This is a genomic window from Jutongia sp., assembly GCF_057878315.1.
The window spans coordinates 1-19,680 of the sequence record NZ_DBLXSO010000015.1; the positions used below are offsets into that span (position 1 = coordinate 1).

Here is a 19,680-nt window from a genome sequence, read left to right on the forward strand (position 1 = left end):
AAGGAACAGGAAAAATATGATATTTTTATGTTACTTAATATGTGTCTTAAGGGAGAAGTTTATTTTTGGTTACAGCAATTTGAGGCAAATAGACCAACGGATTATGCATTGAAAAGAGCAAAAAATGCATATGTTGATTCGTACAATAAGATGAAAGCTGCGTTAGAAGAACTTGGCTTTTTGGAAGAACCGAAGCAAGGGCTTTTATTTGCCTTTGACAATTATTTTATTGGGAAATGCAATAAATTTTGTTTGTCTACATGGAAAAGTACAGTGGCTTATAATTATTATCGAAACTATATGGGCAAAGGGGTGGATCCGTTTAGTTCATTGCCGAAGATACGATATCATGCTGATGAATATAGACCAACTAAAGCAATATGGGACACATTTATAAAGGAAGCAGATAATGTGATAGATCTGTTAAAGTTTGCGGAAAAACAAATTAATGATAATACAAATCCGGAAGTTGTGGAAGCAATTTTTTCCAATATTGTCTCTTTTCAAGAGTGTGTTATTCCGGCATGCAGTTGGAATGTTGTGTGGATGAATTATGTGGGATCATATATGTGGGACAGAGAATGGCATTTAACAGATAAGGCAAAAGAAAATAGACGAAACACAATAAATAGCTATTTGGAAAAGAAACATAGAATTCCAGAACGACTTAGAAAAATTCAGGCGGCTCAAAAAGAGAAAAAAAGACAAGAAAAAATAGAAAAATATTGGCAGGAACACCAGGAGGAAAAAAGGGCATTGGATGATGAGCAGGAAGATATTAGAAAAAAATTAGAAGAGTTAAAGGAAAAAATTACTGCAATTGATAATGCCAATGCGGATAAATTAGAAGAACTTTATTCAGAAAAAAATAGATTATTGCCGTGTGAAGAAGCGGTACAGAAACAGGAAGATGTTATACGTGCTCTTGAAAAAAAACGTCAGAAATGTGGTTTGTTTCAAGGTAAAATGAAACAAGAGATTGTGACGCAAATAGATCAACAGGAAGAACCGAAATTAAAGGAATTAAAAATTCAGGCAGCTGCAGAAAAAAAAGAACATCAGGAGCGTATTGATGTTGAAATAAATGTATTGAAACGGGATGGAAAGGAATTTCGTGATCAATTCGCAAAACTCAAGAAACGCGAGCAAGAGATAACACAAGAATTAACGAAGGAACGATAGAAGATATACTTTATTATAATTACATAAGATACTTTTACTAAACTTGGTAGAAATTACCAACAGCATCGTTTTATGTTCGACAACAGTCATTTTGAAAGAGGCATATTTTGTCAAAGTATCGAAAAAAGCACGGCAAAAACAGCAGAACGGAGAAAAGTGGAAAATGAGCTGGATTCTGTCGACATGACAAAGGAGGTATGCTATACTCCATGCAAAGTATAAAATGACTTGATGAAAGGCGGTGGAAGGATGGAGAATATGACAGAACAAGAATTGATTATCGGGCTTATTGATAAATATGTAGATTTACAGCGTATTAAAAAGGAAAATAAGAATACGCCGAATGAAGAATTAGAATATCAAATTAGGGCAACAACAGTAAAATTATCTTCGATGGGGGTTAATGTAGAAGATTTAACATTATAATGAATAGGCAGAGGGGCAGACAGAGAAAATTGTCTGCTCTTTTGTTGTAGGTATTATGAAAAGCACTAAAACTATGGAAGCTTCTTTTTTCAATGCTTTTAATACGGGCCAAATACAACAGGAAAACGTTTAACAGCAGGGAGAATTTCCAAAGTTTCAGAATCTTCCTGCCGCTTTCAATCAGACAGGAGGAAATGGATGGGAGTAAAGGACATTACAGCCAATGCTTTTTTGGCGGACAACAAGAGATTTGCCGATGTGTGTAATTATTATCTGTACAATGGAGAGGATGTGATTCGACCGGAGGAACTGCTGGAACAGGATGCCAGAGAGATATAGAGTATACTGGGGAGCAGATCCATGGGATGGACCGAGAAGCCTGCATGAAATGCTGCGGGATGAGACAGATGGAGAAATTGGAAACGATGAACTTCGATTTGTCTCTGATTACAGGATGAATCTGGTCATTCCGTCAGAGATCACGGATTTTCATAAGTTTCGTACTTCGGTTGGAACTGTACTGGAATTATTAAAGTATTCTAAAGATAAGAAGAATATGGAAGAACTGGTTCAGATGCATCAGTCGAAAGGAAATCTGGAAGCGGATGCAGTGCAGGTTATTAATCATTTTTCAAATCTTAAGCTTGATGTAGAAAAAAAGAAGGGAGAGATCAGTATGTGGAAAGCATGGGAAGATCAAAAAATGGAGGGAGTTATGGAGGGACGCCGGGAGGGCGCTCTGGAAAGCAAAATACAGCTTGTCATTAAGAAAATTTCAAAGGGGATGTCTGTTTCGCAGATTGCCGATATTCTGGAGGAGGAAGAAGAGTCAGTTCAGCGGATCTGTGATATTGCTGCCGGCATGGCACCGAATTATGACATTGTAAAGATACGTGAGGAGCTTGAACGTGAGGAGAAAACGGCGTAAGGATTCCGGGAGGTGTTCCGGTTATTTACAAAACACTGCATCATAATAAAAAATTAAGACACTTTCAGCCATCCGTCTGATATATTTAATTGTACGCATATTTGCCATATTTTGACATACGCAAAATGCAATGTTACCATAATACATCAGGGATGAGTGAGGAAAAGTGAGAGAAAATGGATATTGCTTTGGCTGTATGAAACCGCTGGATCAGGAGGGGAGATGTCCGGCATGTGGTTTTGACAGAAAAAAATATCAGAGCAGAGGGTACCATCTGCCCTTGGGGAGTGTCTTGGATCATGGAGAGTATCTGATCGGAAAGGTGCTTGGAGAGGGCGGCTTTGGCATTACATATATCGGACTGTATAAGACACTGATGATACCGGTCACGATCAAGGAGTTTTTCCCGAAGGGATTGGTTCGTCGGAAGTATAGTCAGTCGGAGCAGTCCCATCTTGTCAGACCTGTTTCAGCGAAGTCGGAGGAGATGTTCAGGCAGGGAAAGAGAGATTTCCTGCAGGAAGCGCGGGTGTTGTCGAGGTTTGGCGATCTGGATGGAATTACACGTACCAGAAGCTTTTTTGAAGAGAATGGAACAGCATATCTGGTGTTAGATTATCTGGAGGGAGTCAGTGTCAGAGATTATGTTGCCGTGAATGGGAGGATGACGCCGGCAATCTGTTGGCAGATCCTTAAGAATCCAATGAAAGCGCTATGCAGACTCCATGAGAATGATATGGTACATCAGGATATCAGCCCGGACAATATCATGATCAATACCTCGGGAAAGGGAACACTCATTGACTTTGGAACCGTGTGGAGTGCCGGTGAGCTTAGTGATAACGAAGAGCTGGCAATCTACAAACGCTGCTACTCTGCGTATGAACAGCTTGAAAAGCATGGACAGAGAGGCCCGTGGATAGACGTTTACGGACTGTGTGCGACTATCTATTACATGCTGACAGGGGAGAAACCATTAGATGCGACGGAACGGATCTATGAGGATACACTCCCGAGACTGAGTCGGATGGGCGTGACGCTTGATGACGAAGTGGAGAAGTTGATAATGCGGGGACTTGTCATCGAGTCTGCAGATCGCCTGCAAAGTGTGGATGAACTGTATCAGGCACTGTATCATGATTCATTGATTGCTTTTCCGGTTATGATGCAGCAGGAGACGAAAGTGAGTTCTTTTCGATGGGGCGGCAGGCAGGGAAGAAGTTGTACGCTGACGAGTCAGATGGAGAGGAAACTTGACAGAATGGATGCCAGACGTCGGAAACGCAAATGGTATCCGGTTATTTTTGGAATCGCAGCGGCGGGAGTGTTGTTCCTGTTTGCTATGTATATGATCAACGGATGATACGGGCTTTACAGAACGAAGGGAAGCAGTATACCAGAGAGGGAGGGGGATTTGATGACTTCGGATCCAAATAGTACCAGAAGTATTGCCAAACAGTTTGCAGAGGAGAATAGGACGGATCATTTCGATGGCTTTGATGGATATATGACCAGGAAGCTTTTTCAGATTCCGGTGGATGACTGGCGGGCAATGGAAACTAAGCAGAGAAATAAATATCGAGAGAAGGCGTATCATCAGTTAAGCGGTAAACTCGGCAAAACCAAGTTTATTTCGCGACCGACTCTGCGCCGATGGTTTGGTCTCGATGGAGAACTTGTTTTTCCAAAGAGAATACAGATTTTGGATTTTTCGCTGCTTCTTGGCTATACGGAAGAAGAGATGCAGGATTGCCTGAGGAAGGGAATCTATGAGCCGGGAGTCCAGATCAATGATTATCAGGAAGTGATCTATTTGTATTGTGCGGCCAATGGGTTCAGTCTTGGCAAATGTCAGGATATGATCCGGTTGTTTGAGCAGGCGGTCAATCAGGGTGCGGCACTGGAGCAGAAGAGTCATACCGATCTCTTATGGAAGATGTACCAGATCAATAAAATAAAGACACCGGCACGTTTTCTGTCGTGGATGGTGGAAAATTCAGTCATGTTTAAAGGCTACAGTATGATGAGTCTGAAGGTTTTCAGAGAGTACCGGGAGAAGATCATTCATTATGTACAGAAGGATATGCGGCAGCAGCTCAAGGAATGTCTGGAGGAGACGGATTTTGCGGAATGGTCTGCCGAACACGGATATTCCGAGCCGGATTATGATGCAGGGGTTGTCCAGTATATTAAGAACAAGCGTCGCCGGAAGAATCCCGGACTATCCGAGGATGAACTGGATATGATACAACAGCTTCATCTGCAAGCGTATTCCAAGATGGAAAAGAATGCGGTGATGCTGCGCGAGTTATATGCGGCGGTGTTGATGACGGATGATCAGAGAGATAAGGGACGCAGGATCTCTTTTACGAGGAAGGCAGAGTCTCTGGGCAGGGAGCTCCATTTTATGACGGACGATTATGTATCCAAGCTTTTGACGGTAGCGCAGCAGAAGGAAAAGCTGTTCCGGATATCTGTGCAGCAGGCAAAGAGCGGAGATGTAAAGCTGTTGACCATGAAGAAGAGCCAGAAGCAGCGCTGCCGTCTTGTACAGCGCTCGGATATTCTTCCTATGGTACAGTATGTGGCGGCACGGCATTATATGGAGATGCAGAAAACAGAGGAGGAATATTCTTCGGTGGATGCCAGACAGCTCTTTGTGAATATGGCGGCGGAGGTATTGAAACGCTGCGATATGGCTCCGCTGGACAAACATTACCGTCTGGATCATATACTGCTTTCGTGTTTTGAAACAGGAGAGGTTTCCTATATGTCAGAGCTGTTAGAGATTGTCATGGAATTGATATAGGTTCTTATTCATGCAGCTTTTTCCGGAAAACGAAATGAAATATTTCAGTAATAACAGTAATAAAAGAATGCATTTCAGGCAGGGAGCGTTGATTTTATCCATGCCTTGTTGAATTTATCCGGTGGGAATGGTATGATTGTGACGTATTCGAAAGTGGCAGAGCAGAGAAATGAGGAATGCTTGGTCGGCAGCCTGGAGCTTGTGGGCTGACAGCCGGGAAAGGAATGAATATTTATATGAGAGTAGGAATGGGTTATGATGTTCACCGTCTTGTGGAGGGACGTGACCTGATCATGGGTGGCGTAAAGATACCATATGAAAAGGGACTGGATGGTCATTCGGATGCAGATGTGCTTTTGCATGCGATCATGGATGCGCTTCTCGGGGCAGCAGCGCTGGGGGACATCGGAAAGCATTTTCCGGATACGGATCCGACATATGAGGGAGCTTCCAGCGTGAAGCTGCTTGAGCATGTAGGCGGACTGATCGAGGAGGAGGGTTATCTGATCAGCAATATTGATGCGACGATCATTGCACAGCGCCCGAAAATGAGAGATTATATCGATACGATGCGGGAGAATATTGCAAAGACGCTCGGACTTGAGATAAATCAGGTCAATGTCAAAGCAACGACAGAAGAAGGTCTTGGATTTACCGGAGAGGGAGCCGGTATTTCTTCACAGGCTGTATGTTGTCTGGAGCCGATTTATGATAATGCGGGGCTGGTATCCTCCATTGATGGAACGGCACAGGAGATTCCACAGGCATCGGCAGGCTGCAGCGGCGGCTGCGGGGCATGTCCGTCTGCCGCACAGTGCGGAAAGAGCGCATAAATCAGTACAATGATGCGGATATGCAATACTGCAGCTTCGCATTATGATTTCGCATAATACAGAGAATTAATCATTGAAATTTAAAATGCAACATTCGGAAAATATACAAATAAGGAGACAATAAATATGTGGATAGCAGATGGTTGGAAGGATTATGAAGTGATCGATACTTCAGCGGGCGAGAAGCTGGAACGCTGGGGCGATTATATTTTGCTGCGCCCGGATCCGCAGGTGATATGGGATACCCCGCGCAGAGATAAGAAATGGCATAAGCTGAATGCACATTATCATAGAAGCAGCCGTGGCGGCGGAGAGTGGGAATTTTTTAACTTGCCAAAGACATGGCAGATTTCTTATAAGAATCTGACGTTCCGACTGCAGCCATTCCAATTCAAGCATACGGGACTTTTCCCGGAGCAGGCAGTCAACTGGGACTGGTTCGGGGACAAGATCCGTCAGGCAAACCGCCCGGTTAAGGTACTGAATCTGTTTGCATATACGGGTGGAGCGACACTGGCAGCAGCCGATGCAGGTGCCGGTGTGACACATGTGGATGCGTCCAAGGGCATGGTTACCTGGGCGAAGGAGAATGCACAGGTGTCCGGATTATCGGACAGACCGATCCGCTGGCTGGTGGATGACTGCGTGAAGTTTGTTGAGAGAGAGATCCGCAGAGGCAATCATTACGATGGCATTATCATGGATCCGCCATCTTACGGAAGAGGACCAAAGGGTGAAATCTGGAAGATCGAGGAGAAGATTTTTCCGTTCATTGAACTGTGCACACAGATTCTTTCCGATGAGCCATTGTTCTTCCTGGTGAATTCCTATACTACCGGACTTCAGCCGGCGGTATTGACTTATATGCTGGAGACTGCTTTGGTATCAAAGCTTGGCGGTCATGTTGAGGCACAGGAGATCGGATTGCCGGTAAGCTCCAACGGTCTTATTCTTCCTTGTGGGGCATCCGGACGATGGACGATGTAAATAATGCTTCTGAGCTTGCAGGCTATTATAACGGGCAGAAGCACAGGTCATGGGCGTATCGGAGTATGGCCGGAGATTGACTGCCTATAAGGAAAATGCTATAATTATACGGTTAATGGAATTGTGAAGAAGAGGTCTTAAAGCATGAACCATCAAATAAAACTGACCGGCAATCTGAAGACATATCTGAGATGGCCGGTGATGCTGTCACTGCTATGGGCGGTGGCAACCATTCATATATATGTGGTTGATCGAAAAGCCGGATATTGTGTGGCAGGCTACACGCTGGCTTATTTTGTCGTTGCCATGATGCTGCGTCTGTCCGGAAGAAAGAAGCTGCAGCAGGATCTGATCCGGTTTGCACAGAGTTATGGACGGCTTCAGATGAAGATGATGAAGGAAATGGCGGTTCCTTTTGCTGTTCTGAATGTAGAGGGACACCTTCTGTGGGGCAATGACGAGTTTTTGGACGTTGCTGTTAATAAGAAGGCAGCCAGACGTAATATTGCCAATATCTTCCCGGAGATCACACTGGATCGGCTGCCGGAGGCGGCACAGGGTGATGTGGTACTGAGAGTGACCAGAGAGGATAAGACGTTCCGTGCCGTGCTGCGTCAGATTGATGCTGCGCTGGTAGATGACTTTTCGGATGGTCTGGAGTTAGATCAGTTTATTGATGATCAGAGTATCATTGTGATGTTTTTATACGATGAGACAGAGATGGTGCAGTTAGAGGAGACGATCGCAGCAGAGAAGCTGACGGTAGGTCTTTTGTATATTGATAACTATGAGGAGACCGTGGCAAGCATTGATGAGGTGCGCCAGTCACTTCTGATGGCGTTGATCGATCGTAAGATCAACAAGTATATGCAGGGGATTGATGCAATCTCCAAGAAGTTAGAGAAGGATAAGTTTCTGTTTGTCTTTAAACAGGAGCATCTGAAGGATCTGAAGGAGACGAGATTTTCCATTCTCGAAGAGGTTCGTGCGATCAACATCGGCAATGATCAGACCTGTACGATCAGTATCGGTATCGGTACAGAGTCTGAGACATATACGGAGCTTTACAACAATGCCCGGGCGGCAATCGACCTGGCATTGGGACGCGGCGGTGATCAGGCGGTCATCAAGGGAAGCGAGAGCGAGGAGTTCTACGGAGGCAAGCGGGTTTCCGCAGAACGTAATACGCGTGTAAAGGCGCGTGTGAAGGCACATGCGTTAAAGGAGCTTATCGAGAGCAAGGAACGTGTTGTCGTGATGGGACATTCCATCGGCGATGCCGATTCGTTTGGTGCGTCCGTAGGAGTTTACCGGATTGCCAAGACGCTGGAGCGCAAGGCTTATGTAGTGTTAGACCAGTGTAGTCCGTCGGTACGTCCGCTTTGTGACCGTTTCTACAGCGGTGACTATGAGGATGGAATGATCGTCAACCGGGAGGAAGCCGGGAAGCTTGTGGATGAGAATGCGCTTCTCGTCATCGTGGATGTCAATAAGGCAGATTACACAGAGTGTCCGGAGCTTGTAGAACAGGCACAGTCGGTTGTGGTCATTGATCATCACCGTCAGGCGGGCGATGCGATTTCGCAGGCTGTGTTATTCTATATTGAACCATATGCATCCTCTGCGAGTGAGATGGTATCGGAGATTTCACAGTATATCGGCAATGGATTGAAACTGAAGCCGGCGGAGGCTGAGGCACTGTATGCCGGTATTATGATCGATACAAACAATTTCACGGATAAGACAGGCGTGCGTACCTTTGAGGCAATGGCATATCTGCGCCGCAACGGTGTGGATGTGATCAGACTTCGTAAGGCATTCCGCGAGAATATGGATGAGTACCGGATCAAGGCGGCTGCGATCGAGGCAACCAATCTTTATCTGGACAGTTATGCGATCACAGAGAGCAAAGCCGAGGGGACGGATAGTCCGACCGTGCTTGCTGCCAAGATTGCCAATGAGCTTCTGGATATCAGCGGTGTAAAGGCATCGTTTGTATTAACAAATTATAATGATAAGATATATATCAGCGCCAGATCGATCGATGAGGTAAATGTACAGGTCATGATGGAAAAACTTGGTGGCGGTGGTCACATCAATATGGCAGGAGCGCAGCTTAAGGACTGTACGGTTTCCGAGGCAGAGGAGAAGCTTCGCACCATGATCGACAAGATGATCGAGGATGGAGATATTACACAATAGGAGGTAACAGCGATGGAAGTAATCTTATTAGCAGATGTAAAGACATTAGGAAAGAAGGGAGAGCTTGTCAATGTCAGCGATGGCTATGCCAAGAATTTTCTCTTCAAGAAAAAGCTTGGAATCGAAGCTACCGCACAGAATAAAAATGATCTTAAGCTTCAGAAAAAGCATGAGGAAAAGGTGGCACAGGAGAAGTTAGATGACGCAAAGGCATTTGCGGAGGAACTCAAAGAGAAATCCATCACCGTTTCCATTAAGACGGGAAGCGGCGGACGAAGCTTTGGTTCGGTATCTACCAAGGAGCTTGCTGCGGCTGCCAAAGAACAGCTTGGATATGAACTGGATAAAAAGAAAATGGTTCTTCCGGAGCCGATCAAAAGTCCGGGGATCTTTGATCTCCCGATCAAGCTTCATCCAAAGGTTATGGGAAGTCTGAAGGTGATCGTACAGGAGACGAAGTAGCGGCGGACGGTAAGTCTGCGGCTGTAAGTGAACGGGGGACAGACAATGGATGAAGCGGTATTCAAAAGGATTCCGCCCCACAACGATGAGGCAGAGCGTGCGGTTATCGGCTCCATGATGATGGATCAGGATGCAGTGCAGATTGCCTCAGAGCAGTTACAGGGGGAAGACTTTTATAATGGACAGTATGGCGTGATCTTTTCGGCACTGGTGGAAATGCATCAGCAGGGAGTTGGAACCGATCTTGTCACCATACAGAATAAGCTGCGTGAAATGGAGATTCCACCGGAGCTTACAAGTGTAGAATATATTGGAGATCTGATCAACAGCGTGCCGACATCGGCGAATATCCGTTATTATGTGAAGATCGTGCAGGAGAAGTCTGTGCTGCGGAGTCTGATCAAGGTGACGGAGTCGATTACCGGCAACTGTTATTTGGACAAGAATCCGCTGGAGGATATCCTTGAGGATGCCGAGAAGAAGGTCTATGACGTTGTGCAGAGACGTAATTCCGGTGAATTTGAAAATATCCGCGATGTAGTATTGCGGACACTTGACAGCATTGAGACTGCGGCAAAGCAGCAGGGACATATTACAGGTCTTCAGACAGGATTTCGGGATCTTGATTATAAGACTGCAGGTCTGCAGCCGTCGGATCTGATCCTGATCGCGGCAAGACCTGCCATGGGTAAGACGGCGTTTGTGCTGAATCTGGCGGAGTATATCGCACTTCATAGTCAGAGTACGATCGCAATGTTCAGCCTCGAGATGAGTAAGGAGCAGCTGGTCAAGCGTATGCTTTCCATGAACTCCAAGGTAGATTCCCAGAGGATCCGAACCGGTAATCTGGAGGATGAGGACTGGGGTAAACTGGTCGACAGTGTACGCCGGCTCGGTAATTCCAATCTGGTCATTGACGACAGTTCCGGTATTACGGCATCAGAGATCCACTCCAAATGTCGTCGTCTCAAGATGGAGAAGGGACTGGATCTTGTCATTATCGATTACTTACAGCTGATGAGTGGTGGTGGAAAGCGCCGCGGTGACAGCCGACAGCAGGAGATATCAGACATTTCCCGTGCCCTAAAGGTCATGGCGAGAGACTTGAATGTGCCGGTGATCGCATTGTCACAGCTTTCCCGTGCGGTAGAACAGCGCCCGGATAAGAAGCCGATGCTTTCCGACCTGCGTGAGTCCGGAGCGATCGAGCAGGATGCGGATATGGTTATGTTCTTGTACCGCGAGGAATATTACAAACCTGATTCCGAGAAAAAGGGGCAGGCGGAGCTTATTATTGCAAAACAGAGAAGTGGTCCTACCGGCACAGTAGAGCTGGCATGGCTTGCTCAATATACAAAGTTTGGCAATTTGGAGAGAGAATCCGGCAATTCCTAGGATTTAAGCTATTAAAAAACTCTAAATTTGCCAAAGAGACTTGATTTGCGGAAGCGAAACGAGTAGAATGAAACACGGTGTAAACCTTAGTAACGAATGGAGGAAAGAGAGAAATGGCTGAACAGGTAAAGTTTGATTATTCTCTGACTGCCGGTGTAATCTCAGAGGATGAGATGAAGGCAATGGAGAAGATCACGAAAGACGCAAAAGATGTATTAGTAGGGAAGAGTGGCGCAGGTAATGATTTCCTTGGATGGATCGACCTTCCGGTTGATTATGACAAGGAAGAGTTTGCGAGAATCCAGAAGGCAGCACAGAAGATCCAGTCTGATTCCGAGGTACTTCTTGTGATCGGTATCGGTGGTTCTTATCTTGGAGCAAGAGCTGCAATCGAGTTCTTACGCCACAGCTTTTACAATAACGTATCCAAAGAGATCCGCAAGACCCCGGAGATCTATTACTGTGGTAACAACCTGAGCGGTACATACCTGTCTCAGTTGATCGATGTCATTGGTGACCGCGATTTCTCTGTAAATATTATCAGTAAGTCCGGTACAACAACAGAGCCGGCTGTAGCATTCCGTATCTTCAAGGAAATGCTTGAGAAGAAGTATGGCAAGGAAGAGGCTGCCAAGAGAATTTATGCAACAACCGATAAAGCAAAGGGAGCACTTAAGAGTCTTGCAACAGAGGAAGGCTATGAGACCTTCGTTGTTCCGGATGATGTAGGAGGACGTTTCTCTGTACTGACAGCAGTAGGTCTTCTTCCGATCGCTGTCAGCGGTGCTGATATCACAAAGCTTATGGAAGGTGCTGCTTCCATGCGTGAGGTATGTCTGAATAAGGACTTCGCAGAGAATGATTCCATGAAGTATGCTGCAGTTCGAAATATTCTTCTCCGCAAGGGTAAGTCTGTTGAGATCCTTTGTAACTATGAGCCGATCTTCCACTATGTCGCTGAGTGGTGGAAACAGCTCTTCGGTGAGAGTGAAGGAAAGGATCAGAAGGGTCTGTTCCCGGCATCTGTTGATCTTACAACAGATCTTCATTCCATGGGTCAGTTCATTCAGGACGGAAGCCGTGTTATGTTCGAGACAGTGATGGAATTAGAGAAGCCTGCATTTGACCTGAAGATCCAGAAGGAAGATGTTGATCTGGATGGTCTGAACTATCTGGCAGGAAAGACGCTTGATTTTATCAATAAGAGTGCGATGAAGGGTACCCAGCTTGCTCACACAGACGGCAATGTTCCAAACCTTGTAGTAAAGGTACCGGAGCAGAATGAGTTCTATCTCGGACAGCTGTTCTACTTCTATGAGTTCGCATGTGGTCTGAGTGGATATATCCTTGGCGTTAATCCGTTTAATCAGCCCGGCGTAGAGAGCTACAAGAAGAACATGTTTGCACTTCTTGGAAAGCCTGGTTTCGAGGAACAGCGCGAGCAGTTGATGAAAAGACTGTAATAATAGAATAAATCTGTTTTAAATAGAAAGGATGTCATCGAATGGTGGCATCCTTTTTTGATGTCCCATCCAATAAATAAGGTAAATCTGTAGGAAAATGCAGGTATCCATCCGGGAGGGGCAGGTGGTAAAATAAATCTACAAACGTGGGAGCGGATAATGCAACGTTTCTCAGAAAAAATGAGAAATCTGAAAAAGATTGGAGGGCAACTATGAGAAAAACAGGAACTCGACTGCTTGCAGTGCTTGCGGCAGTCAGTATGACGGTAAGCCTGCTTCCGGTCAACGCAGTGACAGCTGCACAGACGGACAAGGCACAGAGCGTACAGGAAGTAACAACAGCACAGACCGGTGGTAAGGTACAGAGCGTACAGGCGGCGGACAGCCTCAAAAAGGCATCGAAAGCGCCGGTGACATTTTCCGAGGCAAGCGGAACTTATAAGGATGCTTTTTCGTTGAAGCTTCAGGGAGCAGACACGGATACCGCAATCTATTACACAACCGATGGCAGTGATCCGTCTGATCCGGACAATACGGCAAGGATTGCTTATGCGGACAGCGGTATTTCGATTACCGACCGCAAGAACGATGAGAATGTACTGTCAGCGATCGATCCGATTTTGTTTGATGCAGTGAATGTAAAGGGAAGCTCTGATCAGAAGAGCTTTGTCAGTACAATATCTGCGCCGGATAAGTCCAAGGTTGACAAATGTACTGTGATCAAGGCGGCAGCACAGCATGAGGATGGTACCTATTCTGATGTTGTGACCAACACCTATTTTGTGGGTGATATGGCAGAGCATATTGATGGTATCAGTGAGAGCTGCAAGGCAGCCGGCAAGGATCTGGCGGTGATGTCGATCAGCATGGACGCAGATGATCTGTTTGATTCTGCCAAGGGCATCTATGTAAAGGGAGATACTTTTGACAAGGCACTTAAGGAGTATCTTGACGGAGGCGGTAAGGTTGACTGGGACGCATCCGATCTTTGCCGGAAGCTGGATGCTAATTATAAGCAGAAGGGTAAGGGCTGGGAGCGCAGCACCCATATCGATTATTTTGAGAGCAACGGAACTGATACAAAGTGCCAGCTTCAGCAGGATTGTGGTATCCGTATTCAGGGTAACTATTCCCGTTCTGATTACCAGAAGAGTTTTCGTCTCTATGCAAGACAGGATTATGGTCCAAAGAACTTCAAGTATGCTTTCTGGGACAATGCGAAGGATGATGAAGGAAATGTGATCGACAAGTACAAAAAGATCGTTCTTCGTAACGGCGGTAACTGTGCATTTACGACAAAATGTTCCGATTCTTACTGGCAGTCATTGCTGGAGGAGTTAAACTGTGATAATCAGAGTGCCCGTCCGTGTGTGGTTTATCTGAATGGCGAGTACTGGGGTGTTTATGTACTACAGGATGATTTCTGTGGTGCCTATATGGAAAACAAGCATGGTGTCAATAAAGATAACGTTGTGATCTATAAAGGTGATGCAGAAGCAATCCAGCCACTTGGCTATAAGCTGGATGAGGGCGAACTTCCGGAGGGAGTGAAGGATGAGGATTATTATTTTAAGGATCTGGAGAGTTTTATGAGCACACATTCCAGTCTGGAGAATCAGTCCGATTATGATGAATTTGCGGCGATGGTTGATGAGGATTCCATGATTGATTATTTTGCGACAGAAGTATGGATCAATAATAAATGGGACTGGCCGGGAAAGAACTGGTCGATGTGGAAGACAACGGCTAAGGATGATACCAATCCATATGCGGACGGCAAATGGCGTTTTATGGTATATGATGTTGAGTTTGGCGGCATAAGCGGTTCCGGTGATGCATCGGAAAACACGATCAGGAATTCCAAGCTGTTAAAAACAGGAACGGCAGACGAGAAATCGGTTAACCATGATAAACCTCATGTCAGAAGCTTTGCACTGATGATGACGAATAAGAATTTCCGGGACAAGTTCATCGCACGTCTTGAGAGTTTTACCAATGGCATGTTTGAAAAGAACCGTGCGACAACAAGGCTCGATCAGTTTAAGGAAATGTATCAGCCAATTCTGGATCAGTTCTTCGAACGTTTCAATACCTTTAATGGCATGACGGCAGACAAGGCGATCAATGGAGAAAGTTGGAACACATACGGATCACTTCAGGCAATCCGTGAGTTTTTGAATGGAAGAAGCAATCAGATCCCGAAGATTGTAAAATATGTCCGTAATTATTACGGAGATCCCGCTGATGTCAGTACATCACCAAAGCCGACGAATGACCCGTCCACCGTACCAACACCGGCTCCGTCGGCAGCACCAAGCCAGGTTCCGGCACAGCAGACAGCGTCTCCGGTATCAACGCAGAATCCGTCCGATATCAGTAGTAATGCGCAGGCTGGTGAGAGTAAAGAGACATTAAAGGATGGCACGGTTGTGATCCGGACTACGGATGCAAAGGGTAAGGTGACAGAGACAAAGTATCAGACGAAAGCCGGTATTTACCGGTTAAGCAAAGATAACAGTCTGTGTTATCTGGCGAAGAACAACGCTTTTCTCAAGAATAAGACATCTGTGACGATCAAGGATACCGAGAAGATCAACGGCAAAACACTGAAGATCACAGCGGTAGAAAAGGGAACTTTTAAGGGACTTGGCAAGCTGAAAAAGGTAATGATCGGAAAGAATGTAACCACGATCGGAGACAATGCATTCTCCGGCTGCAAGAACCTGAAAAATATTGTGATCAAATCAACACAGCTAAAGAAGGTCGGCAAAAATGCGATCAAAGGAATTGCAAAGGGAGCACAGATTACGTGTCCAAAAGCAAAGAAAAAGGCTTATAAAAAGCTTTTTACGGCAAAGACCGGCTTTGTGAAAAAAACAATGAAATTAAAATAATACAGAGCGCAGCGGCACCGCACAGCTTTAGCCGCAGGGGAATACCTTTGGAACCGAACATTATTAAAATGGCAGGACTTATTAAATAACGTCCTGCCATTGTCCGATATAAATACCATACGGGGAGGAGGCGGTAACGTGAAACCTGCAGGGGATGCAGCAGAGGAAAAACTGGCAGATCTGGTGCGACAGGCCAAAAGAGGCAGTCGGGAAGCTTTTATGGAATTATATAAGCTCTTTTATCATGAATTATATGCGTATGCATCCTATATGCTTCGCCATCCACAGGATGCGGAGGATGTGGTTTCCGACACGATCGTAGCGGCATTCGAATCGATCGGAAAGCTTCGGGATGTATATCGCTTTCGCCAATGGTTGTTTAAGATATTGTCCAACCAATGCAAGAAGCGGAGAAAGTCCTACGCGGAGCGCAACCGCCGTCATAACCTGGACTTTCCGGGAGAGGAACAGAAGGATGTGTTTTCCGGGGTCAGTGACGGTCGGGATATGGAGAAGGAGGCAACGGACCGTGAGTGGATCCGGCAGGCCTTTGAGACGTTGTCGGAGGAAGAACGCTATATCGTTAATTCATTTCTTTTTGGCGGATACCGGGGAGATGAGATCGCACAGAGTCTGGGGATAGGCTCCGGTACACTGCGGTCAAAGTACCGGCGGGCATTGGCTAAAATGAAGAAAAAGCTGGATGAGTGAAAGGAGGCGTCGTGATCATGGAAGAGCAAAATGGACTGGAAAGACTGGCATCCCATCGGATTCAGGGCGTGCTCCCAAAGAAATATCATATGGAATACCGCTCGGGAAGTGAGTCGCTTGTTGAGGAGCAGTCATTAAAAGAGGTCGAGGAAATGATCCTGGCTGCCGGTGAAAATATCGATGTGCCGGAGAGCTTACAGCCGGACAATATGAGCCGGAAGCTGGAGCAGATATATGTCCGCAAAAAGCAGCGCCAAAGACGTCTTGCAGTCTGTGGAATATGCGTTATAATATTGATTATTGCAGTAATTGTATTTTTGATCGTGAGGGGACTGTGATGGTGCTGTAGCGGGAAATGGAGATTATGAATGGAAAAACGTAAAACAATAGGGATATTTTTGGAGGGAGATGACGTTCTCCAGGAGGGCTTGATCGCCAATGCTTTAATTGGGGAAGCGCAGGTGAAGGACTACAATATATTGATGTATCACAGTCTGATGAAAAAGCCGTCGTATGAGCAGGGATGTGTATCGGATGATGTCGCCAAGGGCGAGGGTGCGATCTATCAGCTTCCGGATTATCATATTTTTGACGGTGTGGTCATTCTGGGAGAGGTATTGCGTCCGGATGTGACAAGAGAGATCATTCGCCGTGCAGCAGAAGCAGATGTGCCGGTGATCGATGTCAATGATGTGTACGATGGCTGTTACCAGATCGGATATAATGATACGATCGGTATGAAGGAAATGGTACTGCATCTGATCCGTGAGCATGACTGCCGCGATATCTATTTTATGTCCGGATTTAAGGGCAACAAAGAATCCGAGGAGAGAGAGGCGGCATACCGCAGTGCTCTGGAGGAGGAAGGAATTGAGTTTCAGCGGGATCATGTCGGCTATGGACAGTTCTATATGCAGGCGGCGGATGTGATACAGGAGTATCTGGAATCGCATCCGATGCCGGATGCGATTGTGTGTGCCAACGATACCATGGCGATGTTTGTCATTAAGTATCTCAATGACAATGAATATCAGGTGCCGGAGGATGTGATCGTCACAGGCTTTGATCACACGAAGGAAGCCTCGGAGTATCAGCCTTCCATTTCTTCTGTGGAACGTTCCCTGCGTAAGTCCGGCGTGGAGGCGGTAAGGCTTCTGGAAGCACTTTGGTGCGGAGAACAGGTTCCACAGAGAAGTCTGGTTCCGGCACATCTGGTACTGAATCAGAGTTGTGGCTGTGTAGAACATACGAAGTTGGATCTGAACAGGATTAATCAGGAGAAATTAAAGGACATTGTGCGCAGGGATTTGTTTATCCATCATCTGACCGAATTCTGGCGGGATGTTTCGCCGAAGGAGTCTGTGGAGGAAGTGCTTGAGGTCATTTGTGATTATCTGGATTTCTTTGGATGGAAGGAATTTCGTTTCTGTCTTTGCGATGATATTATTGATCAGGGTGGTGGCAGAAGCAAACGGATCCATGGGTATTCACAGAATATGACTCTGGTAACCTGCAGACGGGGAGAACCGCTTTTGATGGAACCTGTGTTTTATCCTGATATACTTCCGGATATTCCGTTGCAGGGGGAAGAACCGGCACATGACATTTTTGTACCATTGTATCTGAATCAGCGTACAGTTGGTTATCTGTGGATATCGACGGATTATTGTATGCAGGAAACACCTATGGTATATGCAATGTTGACGGTTATGAACAGCTCGGTTATTGATCTGTGTCTGTTGAAGGAGAAGGATTCTCTGGTAGAAAAGCTGGACAGCATGTATGTGCGTGACGAGTTGACCAAGCTTTATAATCGTTTTGGCATGAGACGTTATGTGGAGAAGATCCTGCAGGTAGCAAAACGCGATGGAAAGCACATTATGTGTATTGAGATGGATCTGGATGGTTTGAAGCGGATCAATGATACCTATGGTCATGATGCGGGAGACAATGCCATTGTGCAGATTGCCAATGCGATGCGTCAGGCATCAGAGCGCAGAGAGGTCTGTATACGAAGCGGTGGCGATGAATTTCTGGTATTTGGAATTGCCGAAAAGGAAAGTGATGCAAGATCATTTATCCGCAGAGTGGAGGATTGTCTTGATGAGTATAACAGCCGGAATCAGTGGCCGTATCAGGTTGCGTGCAGTTGTGGATATTATGTACGCCGTGCCAGTGAGATCAATTCTCTTGAGGAGATGGTGACAGAGGCAGATAAGCTTCTTTATATGGTCAAGGCAAGAAGGCGGACGACACGGACGTCATAAGTCGCTATCATGTTTGTTTCGCGGACAGAGAAAGCAGAACTTTAATGTATATAAAAGGCCCCGCAGACCGGTGACAGAATGTGTCACCGGTCTGCGGGGCTTGTATCATTTAACTATCCATGAAGACAACCGGTTTGATTGGTATGTATCAGACTAGTATACATAAATCTTAAGCTTGGAAGCTTTTGCTTTGACAAGAAGGGAGCGGTAAGTGGATTTCTTGCCGGATGGAATAACAACGTAGCAGCCACTCTTGACATAGCGGAATGCGTTACTGTTGATCTTTGTGATCTTTTTGGAATTGATGATAACGGCTTTTAATTTCTTGCAGTTTTGGAATGCCTTTTCGCCGATAAATGTTGTTTTGGCAGGAATCGTAACCTTGCGCAGGGCAGAACATCCGGCAAAGGCATATTTTTTGATTGTTGTTACACCGCTTCCGATTGTGACGGAGGTTAAGGATGTCATCCCCTGGAAGGCATATTTTCCGATGTAGGTGACATTTTTGCCAACTTTGACGGAAGTCAGAGCCTTGTTGTTTTTAAAGGATTTTTCGTTGATTCCCGTAACGAGGTAGCTGGTACCCTGCCATGTAACACTTGCAGGAATTGTAAGGCTGGTTTTAAGCTTGCCTTCTGCACTAAGTCCACGGACTTTAACCGTTGCTTTGGCGGTTCCGTCTGCGACAGCGGTAACACTGTAGATGTAGTTACCTGTTGTGAAACGATCCCCAACTTTTAATGCTGCATTTGTTGTGATACCTGCCGGCGTTGTAGTTGTTACAACTGCAGGCGGAGTTGCTGTTGCTGCCGGTGTGATCTTGGGCGGCTGTGTTGTTGCGGTACTTTCCGGCGTCTTTGTCTCCTCGGGTGTGTCTGTGACATCCGGTGTCTTGGTGGCTTCGGATGTTTCCTGCGGTGCATCGGTGACATCAGGAGTGTCAATACCACTGCCGGAGGTAATGTTTGCTACGATTGTAGAACCATCATTTTCCGCGGCTGTCTGGTTTGGCAGGCTGCTGATCCCTGCACCGGAGATAACCAGTGCGGCACTTAACATCATTGCGATTACTTTTTTCTTCATTTGAATCCCTCCAATTTCTTTTTGATGTTGCATATCTT

The 19,680-nt window shown here is 45.9% G+C and carries 17 protein-coding genes; 16 read left to right on the forward strand and 1 reads right to left on the reverse strand.

Annotated elements, in window-relative coordinates:
- From ACZLMD_RS05140 to ACZLMD_RS05215, 16 genes are all read left to right on the forward strand, one after another.
- Positions 1-1,182 (forward strand): hypothetical protein (locus tag ACZLMD_RS05140; protein ID WP_489495230.1); only part of this gene is annotated, 1,182 nt, incomplete at its 5' end.
- Between the two features lie 258 nt (positions 1,183-1,440).
- Positions 1,441-1,608, forward strand: coding sequence for a hypothetical protein (locus ACZLMD_RS05145; RefSeq protein WP_199877069.1), 168 nt, complete (start codon positions 1,441-1,443; stop codon positions 1,606-1,608).
- 198 nt (positions 1,609-1,806) lie between these two features.
- A complete protein-coding gene (locus ACZLMD_RS05150) occupies positions 1,807-1,947 on the forward strand; it encodes a hypothetical protein (RefSeq protein ID WP_022306592.1) in 141 nt (46 codons plus the stop codon).
- Positions 1,931-2,536, forward strand: a complete 606-nt coding sequence (locus tag ACZLMD_RS05155) for a hypothetical protein (RefSeq protein WP_482522196.1) — start codon at positions 1,931-1,933, stop codon at positions 2,534-2,536. Before ACZLMD_RS05150 ends, ACZLMD_RS05155 begins: the two co-directional genes overlap by 17 nt.
- A gap of 166 nt (positions 2,537-2,702) precedes the next feature.
- Complete coding sequence (locus ACZLMD_RS05160; protein ID WP_486818128.1) at positions 2,703-3,899, forward strand: serine/threonine protein kinase; 1,197 nt, start codon at positions 2,703-2,705, stop codon at positions 3,897-3,899.
- A gap of 54 nt (positions 3,900-3,953) precedes the next feature.
- Positions 3,954-5,345, forward strand: coding sequence for a hypothetical protein (locus tag ACZLMD_RS05165; protein ID WP_489495231.1), 1,392 nt, complete (start codon positions 3,954-3,956; stop codon positions 5,343-5,345).
- A 236-nt stretch (positions 5,346-5,581) separates the two neighbouring features.
- Positions 5,582-6,178, forward strand: coding sequence for a 2-C-methyl-D-erythritol 2,4-cyclodiphosphate synthase (gene ispF / locus ACZLMD_RS05170; protein ID WP_489495232.1), 597 nt, complete (start codon positions 5,582-5,584; stop codon positions 6,176-6,178).
- A 126-nt stretch (positions 6,179-6,304) separates the two neighbouring features.
- The gene (locus tag ACZLMD_RS05175) at positions 6,305-7,165 is read left to right on the forward strand and encodes a class I SAM-dependent methyltransferase (RefSeq protein WP_489495233.1); all 861 of its coding nucleotides are present in this window, start codon (positions 6,305-6,307) and stop codon (positions 7,163-7,165) included.
- 144 nt (positions 7,166-7,309) lie between these two features.
- A complete protein-coding gene (locus ACZLMD_RS05180; protein ID WP_482522200.1) occupies positions 7,310-9,367 on the forward strand; it encodes a DHH family phosphoesterase in 2,058 nt (685 codons plus the stop codon).
- 12 nt (positions 9,368-9,379) lie between these two features.
- Positions 9,380-9,829 carry a 50S ribosomal protein L9 gene (gene rplI / locus ACZLMD_RS05185; protein WP_022306585.1) on the forward strand — a complete coding sequence of 150 codons (450 nt, stop codon included), beginning with the start codon at positions 9,380-9,382 and terminating at the stop codon, positions 9,827-9,829.
- Between the two features lie 45 nt (positions 9,830-9,874).
- Positions 9,875-11,224, forward strand: a complete 1,350-nt coding sequence (gene dnaB / locus ACZLMD_RS05190) for a replicative DNA helicase (protein WP_022306584.1) — start codon at positions 9,875-9,877, stop codon at positions 11,222-11,224.
- 113 nt (positions 11,225-11,337) lie between these two features.
- A complete protein-coding gene (locus ACZLMD_RS05195) occupies positions 11,338-12,687 on the forward strand; it encodes a glucose-6-phosphate isomerase (protein WP_022306583.1) in 1,350 nt (449 codons plus the stop codon).
- A gap of 212 nt (positions 12,688-12,899) precedes the next feature.
- Positions 12,900-15,581 carry a CotH kinase family protein gene (locus tag ACZLMD_RS05200; RefSeq protein WP_489495235.1) on the forward strand — a complete coding sequence of 894 codons (2,682 nt, stop codon included), beginning with the start codon at positions 12,900-12,902 and terminating at the stop codon, positions 15,579-15,581.
- A 138-nt stretch (positions 15,582-15,719) separates the two neighbouring features.
- Positions 15,720-16,292: an RNA polymerase sigma factor gene (locus tag ACZLMD_RS05205; protein WP_158577197.1), complete on the forward strand. Its 573-nt coding sequence runs from the start codon at positions 15,720-15,722 to the stop codon at positions 16,290-16,292.
- Positions 16,293-16,309: 17 nt separating this feature from the next.
- The gene (locus ACZLMD_RS05210; protein ID WP_118560455.1) at positions 16,310-16,630 is read left to right on the forward strand and encodes a hypothetical protein; all 321 of its coding nucleotides are present in this window, start codon (positions 16,310-16,312) and stop codon (positions 16,628-16,630) included.
- A gap of 30 nt (positions 16,631-16,660) precedes the next feature.
- A complete protein-coding gene (locus ACZLMD_RS05215; RefSeq protein WP_118560457.1) occupies positions 16,661-18,559 on the forward strand; it encodes a diguanylate cyclase in 1,899 nt (632 codons plus the stop codon).
- A gap of 153 nt (positions 18,560-18,712) precedes the next feature.
- On the opposite strand, the gene ACZLMD_RS05220 is transcribed toward ACZLMD_RS05215, so the two are convergent.
- Positions 18,713-19,642 carry a leucine-rich repeat domain-containing protein gene (locus ACZLMD_RS05220; protein ID WP_489495236.1) on the reverse strand — a complete coding sequence of 310 codons (930 nt, stop codon included), beginning with the start codon at positions 19,640-19,642 and terminating at the stop codon, positions 18,713-18,715.
- Positions 19,643-19,680: the final 38 nt, after the last annotated feature.